At 64.9% G+C, this 14,580-nt stretch carries 15 protein-coding genes, 3 pseudogenes and 1 other annotated feature; of the genes and pseudogenes, 9 read left to right on the forward strand and 9 right to left on the reverse strand.

Going from position 1 to position 14,580, the window contains the following annotated elements:
* Nucleotides 1-202: 202 nt before the first annotated feature.
* The 3 genes from QFZ27_RS07715 (at nt 203) to QFZ27_RS07725 (ending at nt 2,101) form a co-directional block, all read left to right on the forward strand.
* Nucleotides 203-1,216 carry a PAS domain S-box protein gene (locus QFZ27_RS07715; RefSeq protein ID WP_429225551.1) on the forward strand — a complete coding sequence of 338 codons (1,014 nt, stop codon included), beginning with the start codon at nt 203-205 and terminating at the stop codon, nt 1,214-1,216.
* On the forward strand, nt 1,179-1,664 hold the full coding sequence (locus QFZ27_RS07720; RefSeq protein WP_429225553.1) for a hypothetical protein: 486 nt from the start codon (nt 1,179-1,181) through the stop codon (nt 1,662-1,664). The genes QFZ27_RS07715 and QFZ27_RS07720 overlap by 38 nt, the downstream gene beginning before the upstream one ends.
* 218 nt (nt 1,665-1,882) lie before the next feature.
* Nucleotides 1,883-2,101 (forward strand): hypothetical protein, encoded by a 219-nt coding sequence (locus QFZ27_RS07725; protein WP_429225555.1) that lies wholly within the window; start codon nt 1,883-1,885, stop codon nt 2,099-2,101.
* Between the two features lie 54 nt (nt 2,102-2,155).
* On the opposite strand, the gene QFZ27_RS07730 is transcribed toward QFZ27_RS07725, so the two are convergent.
* From QFZ27_RS07730 to QFZ27_RS07750, 5 genes and pseudogenes are all read right to left on the reverse strand, one after another.
* Nucleotides 2,156-2,788 carry a DUF4142 domain-containing protein gene (locus QFZ27_RS07730; protein WP_429225556.1) on the reverse strand — a complete coding sequence of 211 codons (633 nt, stop codon included), beginning with the start codon at nt 2,786-2,788 and terminating at the stop codon, nt 2,156-2,158.
* A gap of 23 nt (nt 2,789-2,811) precedes the next feature.
* Complete coding sequence (locus tag QFZ27_RS07735; protein ID WP_429225557.1) at nt 2,812-4,206, reverse strand: hypothetical protein; 1,395 nt, start codon at nt 4,204-4,206, stop codon at nt 2,812-2,814.
* 122 nt (nt 4,207-4,328) lie between these two features.
* Nucleotides 4,329-4,634, reverse strand: a complete 306-nt coding sequence (locus QFZ27_RS07740; RefSeq protein ID WP_429225558.1) for a sigma factor-like helix-turn-helix DNA-binding protein — start codon at nt 4,632-4,634, stop codon at nt 4,329-4,331.
* Nucleotides 4,546-4,836 carry a sigma factor gene (locus QFZ27_RS07745; RefSeq protein WP_429232423.1) on the reverse strand — a complete coding sequence of 97 codons (291 nt, stop codon included), beginning with the start codon at nt 4,834-4,836 and terminating at the stop codon, nt 4,546-4,548. Before QFZ27_RS07745 ends, QFZ27_RS07740 begins: the two co-directional genes overlap by 89 nt.
* A gap of 333 nt (nt 4,837-5,169) precedes the next feature.
* Nucleotides 5,170-5,909: pseudogene (locus QFZ27_RS07750) on the reverse strand (DUF2243 domain-containing protein).
* A 198-nt stretch (nt 5,910-6,107) separates the two neighbouring features.
* Here QFZ27_RS07750 and QFZ27_RS07755 point away from each other — a divergent pair.
* Together QFZ27_RS07755 and QFZ27_RS07760 are read left to right on the forward strand one after the other, a co-directional pair.
* A complete protein-coding gene (locus QFZ27_RS07755) occupies nt 6,108-6,566 on the forward strand; it encodes a thermonuclease family protein (RefSeq protein ID WP_429225559.1) in 459 nt (152 codons plus the stop codon).
* Between the two features lie 475 nt (nt 6,567-7,041).
* Nucleotides 7,042-7,097: a sequence feature (sul1 is cis-regulatory element that is thought to sense ions involved in sulfur or methionine metabolism; They are found in Alphaproteobacteria), on the forward strand.
* Nucleotides 7,098-7,281: 184 nt separating this feature from the next.
* The gene (locus tag QFZ27_RS07760) at nt 7,282-8,208 is read left to right on the forward strand and encodes a methyltransferase domain-containing protein (RefSeq protein ID WP_429225560.1); all 927 of its coding nucleotides are present in this window, start codon (nt 7,282-7,284) and stop codon (nt 8,206-8,208) included.
* A gap of 489 nt (nt 8,209-8,697) precedes the next feature.
* Here QFZ27_RS07760 and QFZ27_RS07765 read toward each other — a convergent pair whose 3' ends face one another.
* Complete coding sequence (locus QFZ27_RS07765; protein ID WP_429225562.1) at nt 8,698-9,165, reverse strand: hypothetical protein; 468 nt, start codon at nt 9,163-9,165, stop codon at nt 8,698-8,700.
* Between the two features lie 330 nt (nt 9,166-9,495).
* The gene (locus tag QFZ27_RS07770; RefSeq protein WP_429225564.1) at nt 9,496-9,636 is read right to left on the reverse strand and encodes a YHYH domain-containing protein; all 141 of its coding nucleotides are present in this window, start codon (nt 9,634-9,636) and stop codon (nt 9,496-9,498) included.
* A 508-nt stretch (nt 9,637-10,144) separates the two neighbouring features.
* On the opposite strand from QFZ27_RS07770, the gene QFZ27_RS07775 reads away from it, so the two are divergent.
* Entirely contained in the window at nt 10,145-10,354 is a 210-nt protein-coding gene (locus QFZ27_RS07775; RefSeq protein ID WP_429232424.1) for a ribbon-helix-helix domain-containing protein, read from the forward strand.
* A gap of 179 nt (nt 10,355-10,533) precedes the next feature.
* Here the strand turns inward: QFZ27_RS07775 and QFZ27_RS07780 are convergent.
* Nucleotides 10,534-11,234 (reverse strand): annotated as a pseudogene (locus QFZ27_RS07780) (IS6 family transposase).
* Between the two features lie 56 nt (nt 11,235-11,290).
* Here QFZ27_RS07780 and QFZ27_RS07785 point away from each other — a divergent pair.
* A pseudogene (locus tag QFZ27_RS07785) lies at nt 11,291-11,736 on the forward strand (Tn3 family transposase); the annotation flags it as partial.
* Here the strand turns inward: QFZ27_RS07785 and QFZ27_RS07790 are convergent.
* Nucleotides 11,733-12,431 carry a peroxiredoxin-like family protein gene (locus tag QFZ27_RS07790; RefSeq protein WP_429225566.1) on the reverse strand — a complete coding sequence of 233 codons (699 nt, stop codon included), beginning with the start codon at nt 12,429-12,431 and terminating at the stop codon, nt 11,733-11,735. The pseudogene QFZ27_RS07785 and the gene QFZ27_RS07790 sit on opposite strands and share 4 nt — an antisense overlap.
* A gap of 356 nt (nt 12,432-12,787) precedes the next feature.
* Between QFZ27_RS07790 and QFZ27_RS07795 the strand changes: the two genes are divergently transcribed.
* Both QFZ27_RS07795 and QFZ27_RS07800 read left to right on the forward strand, forming a co-directional pair.
* Nucleotides 12,788-13,708, forward strand: coding sequence for a LysR family transcriptional regulator (locus tag QFZ27_RS07795; protein ID WP_429225568.1), 921 nt, complete (start codon nt 12,788-12,790; stop codon nt 13,706-13,708).
* Between the two features lie 111 nt (nt 13,709-13,819).
* Nucleotides 13,820-14,557 carry an SDR family oxidoreductase gene (locus QFZ27_RS07800; RefSeq protein ID WP_429225570.1) on the forward strand — a complete coding sequence of 246 codons (738 nt, stop codon included), beginning with the start codon at nt 13,820-13,822 and terminating at the stop codon, nt 14,555-14,557.
* Nucleotides 14,558-14,580: the final 23 nt, after the last annotated feature.

The raw sequence follows: 14,580 nt of genomic DNA on the forward strand, positions 1-14,580 counted from the left end.
GGACGACAATCTCGCCGCAGCAGTATGTGTTGCGGGGAGCGGCTGGATCGCGAACGGCGTTCGCATCCATCTCCATTGGTTTGTTCCCATGTTGAGGCCTGCGTCACGCTGGGCTACAGTTCCGGATCCGGCCGGCTGGTCTCGGCGGCCCTCACTCCCCATCGGCTTCGGCGTGGGGCTGATCTGCCCCAGAGGGCACTGAATGAACGGCACCCCCAAGGCTGCGTCGCCTGCGACCCCATGGCCGGCATTGCCCGTCGTCCTGGCCGGGGAACGCACGGCGCAGGAGATTCTGCAGGCGCTGCCGGCCGCGATCTACACCACCGATGCCGAAGGGCGCATCACCTTCTACAATGAGGCCGCGGCGGCACTGTGGGGCTGCCGCCCGGAGCTGGGCAAGAACGAGTTCTGCGGCTCCTGGAAGCTGTACTGGCCGGACGGCACGCCGCTGCCGCACGACCAGTGCCCGATGGCCCTGGCCCTGAAGCAGGGCAGGGCGATCCGGGGCATGGAGGCGGTGGCAGAACGGCCCGACGGCACGCGTGTCCCCTTCATCCCCTATCCGACACCGCTGTTCGACGCGGAGGGCCGCCTGATCGGCGCCATGAACATGCTGGTCGACATCACGGATCGGCACCGTGCCGAGCAGCAGCTGCTTGGCGAGGCCGAGGAGCGTGCCCGCGGTGAGCAGGCGGCGCAGCGTCTGGCTGCAATCGTGGAATCCTCCGAGGACGCGATCGTGGCCAAGGACCTCGACGGCGTCATCATGAGCTGGAACCGCGGGGCCGAGCGTCTGTTCGGCTACGCCGCCGAGGAGGTGGTCGGGCAGCCGATCACGATCGTGATCCCGCCGGACCGGCTGGACGAGGAGACGCAGATCCTGGCCCGCATCCGCCGGGGCGAGGGGGTCCAGCAGTTGGAGACCATCCGCCGCCGCAAGGACGGCAGCCAGGTCGAGATCTCGCTGACGGTGTCGCCGGTGCGGAACCGGACAGGTGAGATCGTCGGCGCCTCGAAGATCGCCCGCGACATCACCGAGCGAAAGCGGGCCCAGGAGCGCCAGGCCCTGCTGCTGCGGGAGATGAGCCACCGGGTCAATAACCTGTTCGCCCTGGCCGGCGCCGTCATCACCCTGAGCGCCCGCACCGCGCGGACGCCGGAGGGAGCTGGCGGAGCAGGTGCGCAACCGGTTCGGCACCCTGGCCCGCGCGCATGAGCTGACCCTGCCGGACCTGAGGCGCGAACAGGCGGCAACGCCGACCACGCTTGCGGCCCTGGCGCGCACCATCGTCTCGCCCTTCGAGGAACAGAATGACAGGCGCGTCACCATCGCCGGGCCGGAGGTGGTAGTCGGCGGCCATGCAGTGACCAGCCTGGCGCTGCTGCTACACGAGCTGGCGACCAACGCGGCCAAATACGGCGCCCTGTCCACGGCATCGGGCCGGATCGCCGTCGCCTGGACGGTCGAGAAGGACGTGCTGTCGCTGAGCTGGGCGGAGCGGGACGGCCCGCCGGTCGACGGGGCGGGCAATAGCGAAGGCTTCGGCACCTCGCTGGTCGACGGCGCCGTCAAAGGCCAGCTTCAGGGGCAGATCGCGCGCCGCTGGGACGCCGGGGGCCTGGTCATCCTGATGACCATGCCGCTGGACCGCCTGGCCGGGTGACGGTGGCGGACCAGACCTTGGTCGTATCCGCGGAGCCCGATCGCGACACCGCGCGTTGCACGCGCAACTGGTGTCCCAGCCAATCAGCGCTGACCGAAAGACGGCATGGCCGCGATCCTGATCGTGGAAGACGAGCCCTTCGTGCGGATGAGGGCGGAGGACACGGCGCAGGGCCTCGGGCTGGAGCCGCTGTCCGCGACCGACGGCGCGGCGGCAAGATGACCGCCGCCGATTGCGAGGGCGTGCCGCTCGCGGCGGCGATGCAGCACGGCCGCTGGAAGGACGCGCGCACCGCCCGCGGTTACCGGCGGCATTCGAGTTTGTGGCAGCGAATTTTACCGGCAAGCTGCTCGGAGAGGAGTAAGAATCAGCAGAACCCTGACCGATTACGTCCCGCAGGACTGCTGACGGCCTCGCCTGGGGAACTGCCGGATTGAGGCCGATCAGCGGCCGGCAGGTGCGAAGAATCACGCAGACATCGATGCGACCGGTCACTTCGCCTTCGGCACCGGCGGCGCGGTCGCCTGGGCGGACATCTCGGTCGCCAGCCCCTGCGCCATCCGCAGATGCTCGAACACGACCGGCAGGGTCTCGGCGGCGAAGCCCTTCAGCCCCTCGTCCTGGCCGGCGCCGATCTCGTATTCCAGCAGCTGCGCCGTGACCTGATGGTCGGCGATCTGGGTGGCGATGTAGGCATGGTCGAAATCGTCGCCCTTCAGCCCCTCCAGCCGGTCATGGATCGCCTGGTGCTCGGTGTCCAGCTCGTCGGGCAGGACGATGCCGGCCGCCTTGGCCAGCTCGGCCAGGCGGTCATTCGCCTTGCCGTGGTCGCGCACCATCTGCCGGCCGAAGTCGTGTACCGCGTCGCTGCCGCCCTGCGCCTCGGCCAGCTTGCCGAACACCACCTCCGCCAGGCCGGCCTGCGCGGCCGCGACGGCGAAGACCTGATCCGAAGTGTTCGGCCGGTGCGGCGCCGGCGTGCCGGGCTTCCGCTCCGGCGTTCCGGCCGGCGTGGTCGCCGGATTGCCCGGCGCCGGGGTGGTCGGGTCGACGGTCTGGGCCCAGCCCGGCGTCGCCCCCAGCAGGATGGCCGCCAGCGCCGCGGCCGCGATCCGATCCGTCATGCCGGTTCTCCTTCCATGGCCGCTCACAGCGTCAGCAGATAGGCGGTCAGCGAATCCTTCTCGTCCTGGGCCAGCTTCAGCCCGAGCACGAGGTTGAAGTACTCGACCGTGTCGGCCAGGGTCGGCAGGCGGCCGTCATGCAGATAAGGCGGGGAATCCTTGATGCCGCGCAGGGTGAAGGTCTTGATCGGCCCGTCCGGCAGCATCACCAGCCCGTTCACCGTCTGGCCGATCTGGTAGAACCGCTCGGCCTTCAGGTCGTGCATCTGGTTGTCCATGAAGGCGCTCTGCGGCACGTGGCAGGTGGCGCACTGGCCCTTGCCCATGAAGATCCGCTCGCCCGCCAGCTCCTGCTCGGTCGCCTTGGCCGGGTCGAGACGGCCCAGCGGGGTCAGCTTCGGTGCCGGCGGGAAATCGATGATGTTCTGCATCTGCGCCATCATCGACGTCTGGTCGTGGCGGTCCGGCAGGTTCACGCCTTTGCGCTGGGCGCTGACCTGATCGCCGTTGAAATAGGCGGTGCGCTGCTCGAATTCGGTGAAGTCCTCGACCGAGCGCAGCGACCGCTTCGAGCCATGGATCTGCTGGTTGAACAGGCCGCGCAGGCTGGTCGTGTCCAGCCGGAAGCGATCCGCCTGCGGCCGGACGTCCGGAGTCAGGTGGAAGGCGGCGTTGCTGTGGAAGTTGGCGTGGCAGTCCAGGCAGGTGACGCCCAGGCTCTGGTCGGCGCTCTTGCGGTCCTCGGTCTGGTTGAACTCTTCCTGCGGGAACGGCGTCAGCAGCAGGCGCAGCCCCTCCATCTGCACCGGGGTGATCAGCCCGACCATCAGCGCGTAGTAATTCTTGATGGTCAGCAACTGCCCGCGCGAGACGTCGCCGAGCTCCGGATGCGTGGTCAGGAAGATCGGCGGCGGGAATTCCGGGGTGAAGGCGTCCGGCAGGTCGAAATCGACGTCGAAGCGACGCAGGTTGCGCTGCTCCTGCCGCGCGACCTCATCGATCTGGTGGTTCGGAAACACCTGGCCGCCTGTCGCCTGCTTGACGTGCGGCAAGGGCAGGAAGCCGGCCGGAAACAGACCCCTCTGGCGGATCTCGTCCGGGCTCATCGCCGCCAGCTCGTCCCAGCTCGCCCCTTGCGGCAGCCTGACCCGAACACCGTTTTGGACCGGCTTGCGCCCGCCCGACATCATCACGCCCGGAATCGGACGGTCGGCCAGGTCGTAGCGCTGCTCCAGCAGCTGCCGCTGGCGCTGCATCACCTCCGGCTTGGCCGCCTCGTCATCGGTCTTGACCTGATCGAAGGGCTGGGTGGGGAGGGGCCGGTAGGTCGCGTCGGGCGGCAGCGACCCGGCCAGGGCACCGACGCCGGCGACGATGCCGGCCGTGAGCAGGGACAGGGGCAGCAGGCGGCGGGACATCAGGCACCTCAGGCAATATATCCGACGCGAAAGCCCGCATTTTGCGGGCTGCTGGTGCGTGGCCAACGGATGGTCGCGCTCACCGGTTCCACCGTCGCGCTACGTCACCGGCATACGAGTTGTCATCGCCCGCCATAAGCGATGCCGGTCTCGCGCCGGAGATAGTCCCTGGCTCGCCCGAGCCGCGACCTGACGGTCCCTATCGGGATGTCGAGCGCGAGCGCCGTCTCCTCGTAGGAGTCGCCGTTTATCGCGACCGCCTCGACGAGTTCACGATGACGACTTCCAAGCCGTTCAATGGCGTGGTTGAGCCGAGATAGGTCCAAGCAATCTTCCTGGCTAGGCTGCATCGGGCGGTCGAAATCCTCGATAGGCGCGGCGATATATCGATTGCGGCGCTCGAACTGGGACAGGAACACTCGCTTCATCACGACGCACAGCCAGCCAGCTATGTTGGTGCCCGGCTGCCATAGGTGAAATTTTGGTGTAGGCCCGCAGAAGGGTGTCCTGGAGCAGGTCTTCCGCATCTGCGCTGTTGCGGGTAAGGGTCCGCGCACACCGCCGTAGCTCAGCAATCACCGGAGCGGCCGTGGCGGTGTACTTATCGCGGCTGGCAGGGTGTTCCAGCATCAACTCCGCACTCCTTAAAAAGGAGGTTCATGGAGGGGCGGCTCGCCGCAAGCGCATCGAGTCGAAGCATGAATAGCGTTGGCAACAATTAAACTAGCTTCAGCTCAGCCGGTGCGTTCCGTGCTCAAACGGAGCGAGACGAGAATAACTTCTACGAAAACGTCCGACCCGAAGCTCCCCGGGAACACGGTCGCTTCGCAAAAAGGTTTTTTTGAGAAGCGGAGCGCTGCGAGCTCCGTCAAATTGTCGTGCTCGGAGTGCGTGCTTCCGTCCTGTCGGACGCTGACAGTCGGGGGTTACACAGGGCAGTCGTGGGGATGCACCGGGTGGATTTCAGCCGCGGCTCCAGGCGATGCAGCCGGCCGGCAACCCGGAGCCACTGACAACAAGCGCGCCGTGGCGGTAGAAACTCCACCGCCGCTGCGGCGCGACGGCCACAACGACCACGCCCATGGCCGGGTCGGACCAGACGAGCCGGGCGTCCGCAACGTCGAGCGCGCCGAGCACCTGCTGCGGCCCCAGGCCAGGCCGGAAGACCACGGTGGTGAAAGGTTGGCCAGCTGACGAGCGCAGCCCCCAGGCGCCGGCGGCTCCGGTCAAGCCGGCGAGGAGGAGAAGGCCGACGACGGAGCCCCCGGGCCGCATCGGCCCGCCGACACCGCGCCGCAGCGCCAGCCAGCCGAGCGCCAGGGGCAGCAGGCCGAAGACGGCGAACCAGAGGAGATCCCAGGCGAGCGGGCTGGCGCTGTCGATCCTGATGCGATGGATTCCGAGCACCCAATGCGACAGGATGCCGTCGACGACATGCCATAGGCTAAAGCCGATCAAGACGGCCCCGGTCAATGGCCGATCGTTCGCAATCGTCCGGCGCGCCCGCCACAGACCCCAGAGCGCGACGGCCGCGATCACGTACATCAGCGCGTGGAAATAGCCGTCCCAGAGCACCTGCATGCGCAAATCGCCGACCCGAAGACCAGGCTGAGTAGATGATGCCATTGCAGGATCTGGTGCAGCAGGATGCCGTCGAAGAAGCCGCCCAGGGCGAAACCGCCGATCAACGCGCCGCTGGTCACGCGCCGCCCAAGCCTGGATCCTCCCAATAGATCTCTCTGCGGTCCTCACCGGATGCTGACACAGGTTCTATTTGTGAGGGGGATTCTGGCCCCGTTCGGCGGCGGATACAATGCAGGAACATGGCGACCCCGCCGGTGAGCATCACAGCGCGCGGCGCTGTTGAATGAAGAAGGCACAAGGCAGTAGACACCTGCCCCATGCGCATTCCGCTCGCCCTCCTCCTCACCCTCTCCTCCCCTGCCCTCGCCGGCGTCGAGATCGTCGATGGCGACACCCTGCGGATCGACGGCGACCGTGTCCGGCTGTGGGGCTTTGACGCTCCGGAGAAGCGCCAGAAGTGTCTGACCAACGGCCGTGAGGAGCCGATCGGCCAGGAGGCAACGGAGGCCTTGCGGTCGCTTGTGGCGCGCGGTCAGTTGCAGTGCGAGACCAAGGACCGCGACCGATATGGCCGTACGGTCGCCGATTGCTCGGTAGGCGGCCGGAGCATCGGCGACGCGATGGTGTGGTCCGGGTGGGCTTGGGCGCTGCCGCGGTACAGCAAAGACCGCTTCCTCTCGGCGCAGGAGGAGGCAGAACAGGCTGGCCGCGGCGTCTGGGCGGGGCATGCCAATTGCGAGGCGCCAGCGCGGTTCCGACAGCAGCACCGGCGGTGATCTAGTGGTAAAAGGCTGCCGCTTGGTACCCGATACGGAAGACGCCCTTCGACCCGAAGCGGCCCACCAGTAACGAAAGCCATAATTTCCGGTATCCACCCCTTTGCGGAAGATCCGAATTGACCACCGCTCTCTCAGTGGACCTTTAGGGTCCGAGGCATCTCGGCCGGGCCCCGCTCGGCGGTCGAGGCGACGATCGTGAGCGCCAGGCGCCTCGCCACGACATCTGCGTGCCGCTGAGCTGGCAGGCGTTCGGATGCTGATCTATATCGTGGTCGCGAGCCTGCTCACAATCGGCCTGCGCATGCAGCCCCTAAGAACGAGAAGGGTTCGAGTAAGCACCTTGCGGAGAGGCTTCAAGTGGGGTGCATCCTTTGACAATCCCTCTAGATAAGTTGATATCCGAACTGATGAGGTCGCGCATCCTGCAGGCCCGTTGCACGAACGCCAAAAGCTCTTATTGTAATTTTATTCACATGGACCCGGTGAAAACCCGGGTGGCTCTTCCGGCCGCCGATCCGCCGGATAACGCTGGCGAGCGAGAGGCAGCTCCTCTGTAGCTGCCGTCTGCTGCGAATACCGCCCTCAATGTGATGCGATTTCCTCCGTATGGGGGAATTCAATTTCAGATCAATTCACATCGCCGGAATGTCCCGCAGATGGCCAGTTCTGGATACTTCGTGCCAATCGCTCGCGTAGCCTGGCTGATAAACCCATGATGCTAACCGAAATACTGGCTTGCCCATCCTGCCATTCTGACTTGAGGTCTGCCAATGCGATTTTAACCTGCCCCAAATGCAACGCGGTCTATACGCGGGACGACGATCGTCCTGATTTACGTCCACACGGACCGATACCCGCGTCTTTCTCGGTGGTCGTCGGGAATATGGAAGAGCCGCCGGCAGGCACTTTTGTGGAGGCACTGCAACCCAGTTCGTATTCGGCGATCCGCAATTGGCACAATGTCAAACTTGAGCCGACCTACGGCAACCGGCTCATACCCGAGCAACTGAGCTATATGCCTCACTCTGGTCGCGACGAGTGGATGCTTGATTTGGGTTGCGGAGAATATCCTCTAAATAAGCCGTTGTTTGAAAATCTGACAGGCCTTTCATATGTCGGCGTGGATTATTCGGGCTCCGCCGCTGACGTGCTTGTTGACGCGCATGCGCTGCCATTTCGAGACCAAAGTTTTAGTTTGATAACCTGTGTTGCTGTTCTTGAGCATATAGCGCGGCCAGGGATCGCAATGTCGGAGGCGTATCGCGTTTTGAAGCCCGGCGGGGTCATGATAGGGACCGTTGCCTTTCTCGAACCGTTCCACCTCAATAGCTATCATCATATGTCTCATCTCGGTCTCTACCAGACGCTACGTGATGCCGGTTTCTCGTCAGCAATAATTGCTCCCAACCGAACGTGGTCTGGATTGCGGGCCCAAGCCGAGATGTCGCTGTATCCGATCAGACTCCCGAACTGGCTGCGCAGGCTACCGGTCGTGCCGGCCGAATTGATGCACAAGCTGTTGTGGAGGCTGAAGTATGTGTTTCGTTCGGCTAAACACCTAAACGAGCTCAATAGACTACACGAGACAACGGCCGGTTATCGGTTTGTAGCCTTTCGTTCCGTGCACGAGAAGGGTTGAGTCCGGATTTCGGGCGGCTTAGCCGAGGCGGGCAGGACTTGGGCGTGCCCGTCTTGGAGATGCCGACGCGGCATCGTGTGGCGCATTCCGGCTCGGCCGACTCATGGTACGCGCCCTCGATCCGATGCCGACGGGAGTCGAATGCAAAGGCGGCAATGGCCCCTGCGTGATCTTCAGCGCGAAGGCGCGGCGGCCGGTCATCTGGGCCGCCGGGGAGTAGCGCGGCCTGGCAATTGCGCTCAAGGTCGCAAGCGTGTCCGCCCGAAAGGTAAATGCGCTTGCAAAGGTGGCCTCGCAATCGGCAGACCAGCGCTCGTTCTGAAGCCGATGCTTTGAAAGCGATCGGCCGCACCGGCCAAGACTGGAGATGTCGGCTCGACTAGCCGGCGCTGTGACCGCTATCGCGCGATGCGGAAATGCTCGGCACCGGCTTCGAACTTCCTCTTCCCGCCCCTCTCGGACTTACGACTCCGGTACCAAGCGTTAGATTCAACCACTAGCCGTTGAGCGTTTCCACGAAGGCCACAGCTGCGCGGGCCAGTCGCCAGGCGCGAAGGTCGTGACCTGGTCGACGTGGACCTTCTGATAGCCGTCAGCGGCAGCACGATACGTGTTCATGCTCAGCACGAGGACATCGTCGATGTAGAGCGGCAGATAGCCATCTGCGTTCTCGCCAGGCGGATGAGCCCCGTCGACGATGAGATACAGGTGGAAATCCCGGTCCGCCCACCTCCAGGCAAAGTGGGAATGCTCCATGCCATCGGTGTCTTCGGACGGCGGATCGAGTCCGTATGCCAGGCCAGCTTCCGCCGCCGCCTCGGGTAACGTCTCCGCTAGCGCCTTGAGCTTGTAGGCCGCTTCGCAGGCAGCTAGGCCGACGCCGCTCTCCGCCTCCTGCTTTTCTAGGCGCCGGATCTGATCAAGTTCTTCAGGGGTGACCCAGGTCGGACTCGGCATGGATGCTCACTCCGCTGCCCATCGGCTTCCATTCGCAGACATGATGCCGCCCGGCCAACGCGCGAAGATGGAGTAGACCATCCACCCGCTGATGGACCGGTGCCTATCGTCGGGTCACCGCGGCTGCAGCCGGAAAGCCATCTAGGCCGAGACCAACTACAGGGCCTACGCTTCCCCCTGGAGTTCGCAGGGTCGGCCCCCCGCCATACGTCCCTGCAGCTCCGGCACATGGGACCGGACAGGTACTCTCAACCCCCGGCAGGGGACGATAGCCTGTCCGATCCTATGCCGATTCCCGCATGGCAGGAGGAACTTGCTTGCCTCCCGTTTTCACTTTCGCTTGTGGCAATGATAACCGCCGTTCTTGTGGTCCTGGTGACAGCCGCTCGCGTCGGTTCCGCCTGAATGGGCGAAAGACGTGCCGGTAAGCAGGAAGACCGAGAACAGTGCGCCGAGAATGATCTTGAGCATCACAGTCTCCGGAGTCGAAAAGGTCTCAGGAAAGTTAGGGTCGAATTGAGATAAAAATCACCCTGTCGGGATAATGTACGGTCGGCGGCATGCGCGCAATCGTCCCAAATGGGCCAGGGCGGCCGGTGCCGCAGCCAGGCGCCCGAAAGCGGTCGTCACCGTCGGTGCCGGAACGCGGAACTTGCACCCACGACCGCTGAATGGCCGCTTTCGATAGTGGATATCCGGTTCCCGGTGCCGAATGCATCCGAGCAATGGTCGACAAGGACGAAACCTCTGACGCGGACCTCCGGAGGAAATCTTAGACTGTTGTGGGAATTCGAGTTATATGAATGAAAGCCTCGCAAGGGCCTAAACTCGTATTGCAATCCTTCTGTTAAACTGCTCAAAATTAACAATCAGACAATAAAGTACTGCTGTGGAAATTGAGACGATGTCGATATGGAATCCGAAAGAGGCCGCAATCCATCTGACCCGAAATATCTCCGTACAGGGGCGCCGGACTAGCATGCGATTGGAGCAGCCGTTCTGGGACGCATTTGAGGACATTGTGCGGCGGGAAGACATCTCCATTAATTCTTTAGTGTCCAGAATTTGGACCGCCAGCCCGGATGGTGTCAACCTGTCCGGTGCCATCCGCGTCTTTGTGCTGAGGTACTTTTGGGCCCTGGCGAACGGGCGCACGCCCAGAGTACCTCCTGGCTCCACCGAGCGTTGAGGGTGACAGGGGCAAACCCCGTCGGCTGCCCCACCTCCTCCGGCGCGAGGTCGCCCGATGGGGGTAAGCTAAGACGCTGAATAACATGCGATAATGGCAGTATCGCGCATTGGACGGTTTCTTTCGTCGGCTTGTCACGTTGTCGAGCGTGGCCGGGATTGGGCCGGCATCCGCCAGGCTCAGGCCGTGACGCCAGCCGCATCCCGCCATGCCGCAAATGCCTCGGCGCGAAAACGGCGGTGCGTGCGGGCGGTGGTGAGGTGGCGGCAGACATTAAAGGTGTTGTAGGTCGCGGCGTGCAAAGACAGGAACCGTTGCGCCGAGGCGGCCGATTTGAACCGCTGCAGCTTGTGCTTCCGACGCCGGACCGGGACGTGGGAACTTTCGGCCCGGTTGTTCAGCCGCTTGCCTCGAAGGTGGGGGATGCCGTCGAGCTGCATATCACGAAGCGCCGCGCCGTAAGCCGGACACTTGTCGGTGACCCAAGCGGTTGGAGCGATGCCCTGCCTACGGAGGAGCTTGCGCATCAGCTTGCCGGCGGCAGCGGCGTCCCGCCTGGCCTGAACCAGAACCTCGAGCACCTCACCTTCGGCATCGACGGCTCGCCAGAGATACATCGGCTTGCCGCCGATCCGGACGAACATCTCGTCGAGGTGCCAGCGCCGGTGCGGCGCTGGCCGTTTCGCGCGGAGGCGCCGGCGATCATCGGGCCGAACGCATTCACCCAGCGGCGGATCGTCTCGTACGTCACCTCGATGCCGCGCTCGGCGAGCAGGTCCTCGATGTCGCGGGAACTCAGGGTGAAACGAAGATGCATCCAGACGGCGCGCTGAATCACGTCCGATGGAAAGCAATAACCGGAATAGCAAGGCGGGGTCATGACTATCGCTACGCTCAGCGCTGGCGCCCCGCAAGACCGTGAACGTGACAAGCCCGCAGAACGGCTTGGCCCTGGCTCTGCGCGAGCTCGGCCGCATCGAGCGCACGATGTTCACCCTGGATTGGCTGCGCGATCCGGCGCTCCGTCGGCGGGCCAACGCTGGACTCAACAAGGGCGAGGCGCGCAATGCCTTGGCGCGGGCTATTTTCTTCAACCGGCTCGGGGAGATGCGCGACCGCAGCTTCGAGAACCAAACCTACCGCGCCTCGGAATTGAATCTGCTCGTATCGGCGATCATCCTGTGGAACACCGGTATTTGCAGGCCGCGCTGGGGGATCTCGACAAGCGCGGGATCGACGTTCGCCCGGACCTAGCCCGCCACGTCGCGCCGCTCGGCTGGGAGCACATCGGCCTCACCGGCGACTATGTCTGGGGTGCCGACCCCGTGCCGGCCGATGGTCTAAGGCCTCTCCGCCGGCCGGTGTCCTTGCTCGCGGCCTAATTCCCTTTCCGTTCCCATGAACCGGACAATTTGAGCACTTTCGTGTCGTGACCCCTAGCGTGGAACTGGGCGGAACTCTGTGCCTGGCAGGCCTGTGCACTCGAGCGCCGCAAACCACCCGGGCCGAGATGACCCGGGCGGTCGATGCGGCATTTGCGAAGTTGCCTGCGCCTTCTAAAACAGAACGTCAGGCGGCGCGGCTCGCAGAGGCCTGACGCAAGGCCGGCAGCATGTCCTCCGGATTCCGGGCGGCGCGTGTAGTCGGGGTTGACCTCGGCGTAGAGGATCGTCCTGTCCTGGGCGATGACGTAGCGGGCCGGCATCGGTAGCGTCCAGCTCGGATCGTCGCTGAACACCGGCAGGTCGTTCTTCAGGCCCTTGTAAAGCTCGACCAGATAGCCCGGGAGTTGGAACCGCAGGCCGAAGGCGGCGCCGACCGCACCCTTGGCGTCCGAGAGGATCGGAAAAGTCAGGCTGTTCTGGCGCATCGACTTCCCGCTGTTCGGCGCCGTCTGGGGCGAGATCGCGACCAGGGTCGCGCCGAGCTTCTCGAACTCCGGCTTGGCCGCTTCCAGCGCCTGCAGTTCCATGTTGCAGTACGGGCACCAGACGCCACGGTAGAAGCTGACGACCAGGGGGCCCTTTCGCAGCAGGTCGGCGGAGCTGACGGGTCGGCCCTCGGGGTCGTTGAGCATGAAGCAGGCGCCTTGTCGCCGGCCTTCAGGGCCTTGTCGGCTGCGCCCGAGACGATGAGCTCCGCGGTCGCGCGATGCATGGTTTCGATGACGGAGGGTGGGACGTTGTAGGGCGGCTTCCCAGCCTCGAAATCGGCTTTGAAGGCGTCGAGCTTGGCTTGCAGTGACATGGTCGGTCTCCGTTGAGAGGGTGCCGGCCGCGATATCCGCGGCCGGCCCGCTCTCAAGGTGACGGTGGTCGGGCAACCAAGGTAGCCGGCCGGTCCGAATAAGATTCATTCCCGAATGGAATGACGATGCTTATGATCTGTCCTCTGTCAGGCATGAGGCATCGCCCTATTCCGAAGGAGCATGGCATGGACAGGCTGGCGGCGATGGAAGCCTTTGTCCGGGTGCTGGAGACGGGCTCCTTCTCGGAGGCGGCGCGCCAGCTCCGCGTCGGCCAGCCGGCCGTGTCCAAGACCATTGCCCAGATCGAGGAGCGGCTCGGCGTCAAATTGCTGCTGCGCTCCACGCGCGGGCTGGCTCCGACCGAGGCGGGGGATAACTTCTACCACCGGGCCAAGCGCGCGATCGAGGAGGCGGACGAGGCCGATCTTGCCGCGCGCGGGGCCGGCGCCAGCCTGACCGGCCGGTTGCGCGTCAGCGCGGCGCCCACATTCGCCAGCCTGCACGTCATCCCGCATCTGCCGAAGTTCCTGGCCGGCCATCCGGATCTCGACCTGGAGGTCGTGCTCGACGACCGCCAGATCGACCTGATCGAGGAGGGGATCGATATCAGCCTGCGCATGGGCGAGCTGACGGATTCGAGCCTCACGGCGCGAAGGATCGCCCAGGCGCCCCGATTGGTTATCGGCACGCCCACCTATTTCCAGCGGGCCGGCGAGCCGCGCATCCCGGGCGAACTGATTGCGCATGAATGCATCGTCTACGCCAAAGGACCGGGACGGGACGCCTGGATGTTCCGGAAGGAATCGTCGGAGATCTCGGTGACCGTGAGGGGGCGCCTTCGGATGTCGGCCGCGGAGGGCGTCCGCTCGGCCGTCCTCGCCGGAATGGGGCTTGCGGTGGCGTCGGAATGGATGTTCTCGCGGGAATTGGCGTCCGGCCAGGTCAAGGCGGTCCTGACGGATTGGACCATCGCGCCGATCGATCTCTGGGCCGTCTTCCCCGTCGGCCGCATCGCCAGCGCCAAGGCCCGGGCCTTCGCCGCCTTCGTCGAGGAACAATTGGCGGTGTCGCCCGACGCGCTCATTCCCGGCGAGAATAGATCCTAGTCCGGCACCCTTCCTACCTGCCGCATCCAGCCGGCCGTACCTTCTGTCGCGTCATCCCGAAACGAGGGCTTCCGCGGCCCATCAGCGGGCCGCAGCAGAAGGAACGGAGCCATGGCAGGAAAACTCGAGGGCAAGATCGCGGTGGTCACCGGCGGCAGCGCCGGCATTGGCCTCGGGACCGCCAAGCGGTTCGTCGAGGAAGGCGCCCGGGTGTTTATCACCGGCCGGCGCCGGTCGGAGCTGGACAAGGCAGTTGCCGAGATCGGCCGCAACGTCACCGCCATCCAGGCGGACGCCGCCAGCCTGTCCGACATCGACCACGTCTACGAGGTCGTGAAGGCGCAGGCCGGCCGCATCGACATCCTCTTCGCCAATGCCGGCGTCTACGAGCTCGGCACCTTCGGCGAGATCACCGAGGAGCATTTCGACAAGACCTTCAACACCAATGTCCGCGGCCTGCTCTTCACCGTGCAGAAGGCCCTGCCCCTGCTGTCCAAGGGATCGTCGGTGATCCTCACCGGCTCGATCGCGTCGATCAAGGGCTATCCATCCTTCTCGGTCTACGATGCGACCAAGGCGGCCGTGCGCTCCTTCGCCCGCGGCTGGATGCTCGATCTCAAGGGCCGCGACATCCGCATCAACGTGCTGAGCCCCGGCCACATCGAGACCCCTGGCCTCGGGGTGCTGATGAGCGAGGATGTGAAATCGTCGCTGGTGCCTCACATCCCGCTGGACCGGCTGGGGACATCCGACGACATCGCCAAGGCCGCCGTCTTCCTGGCCTCGGACGACAGCGCCTACGTCACCGGCGCCGAGATCTTCGTCGACGGCGGCGTCGCCCAGTACTGAGCCCGAAGGGCGGGACCGCGAGC

Origin of the sequence: Inquilinus ginsengisoli, from assembly GCF_050434925.1 — a bacterium.
Lineage (GTDB): Bacteria > Pseudomonadota > Alphaproteobacteria > DSM-16000 > Inquilinaceae > Inquilinus > Inquilinus ginsengisoli_B.

Excerpts from the sequence above, each read along its gene's own strand:
- QFZ27_RS07715 (WP_429225551.1), top strand. The coding sequence starts at position 203 with ATGAACGGCACCCCCAAGGCTGCGTCGCCTGCGACCCCATGGCCGGCA.
- QFZ27_RS07725 (WP_429225555.1), top strand. The coding sequence starts at position 1,883 with ATGACCGCCGCCGATTGCGAGGGCGTGCCGCTCGCGGCGGCGATGCAG.
- QFZ27_RS07730 (WP_429225556.1), bottom strand. The coding sequence starts at position 2,788 with ATGACGGATCGGATCGCGGCCGCGGCGCTGGCGGCCATCCTGCTGGGG.
- QFZ27_RS07735 (WP_429225557.1), bottom strand. The coding sequence starts at position 4,206 with ATGTCCCGCCGCCTGCTGCCCCTGTCCCTGCTCACGGCCGGCATCGTC.
- QFZ27_RS07740 (WP_429225558.1), bottom strand. The coding sequence starts at position 4,634 with ATGAAGCGAGTGTTCCTGTCCCAGTTCGAGCGCCGCAATCGATATATC.
- QFZ27_RS07745 (WP_429232423.1), bottom strand. The coding sequence starts at position 4,836 with ATGCTGGAACACCCTGCCAGCCGCGATAAGTACACCGCCACGGCCGCT.
- QFZ27_RS07755 (WP_429225559.1), top strand. The coding sequence starts at position 6,108 with ATGCGCATTCCGCTCGCCCTCCTCCTCACCCTCTCCTCCCCTGCCCTC.
- QFZ27_RS07760 (WP_429225560.1), top strand. The coding sequence starts at position 7,282 with ATGATGCTAACCGAAATACTGGCTTGCCCATCCTGCCATTCTGACTTG.
- QFZ27_RS07765 (WP_429225562.1), bottom strand. The coding sequence starts at position 9,165 with ATGCCGAGTCCGACCTGGGTCACCCCTGAAGAACTTGATCAGATCCGG.
- QFZ27_RS07770 (WP_429225564.1), bottom strand. The coding sequence starts at position 9,636 with ATGCTCAAGATCATTCTCGGCGCACTGTTCTCGGTCTTCCTGCTTACC.
- QFZ27_RS07775 (WP_429232424.1), top strand. The coding sequence starts at position 10,145 with ATGCGATTGGAGCAGCCGTTCTGGGACGCATTTGAGGACATTGTGCGG.
- QFZ27_RS07790 (WP_429225566.1), bottom strand. The coding sequence starts at position 12,431 with ATGCTCAACGACCCCGAGGGCCGACCCGTCAGCTCCGCCGACCTGCTG.
- QFZ27_RS07795 (WP_429225568.1), top strand. The coding sequence starts at position 12,788 with ATGGACAGGCTGGCGGCGATGGAAGCCTTTGTCCGGGTGCTGGAGACG.
- QFZ27_RS07800 (WP_429225570.1), top strand. The coding sequence starts at position 13,820 with ATGGCAGGAAAACTCGAGGGCAAGATCGCGGTGGTCACCGGCGGCAGC.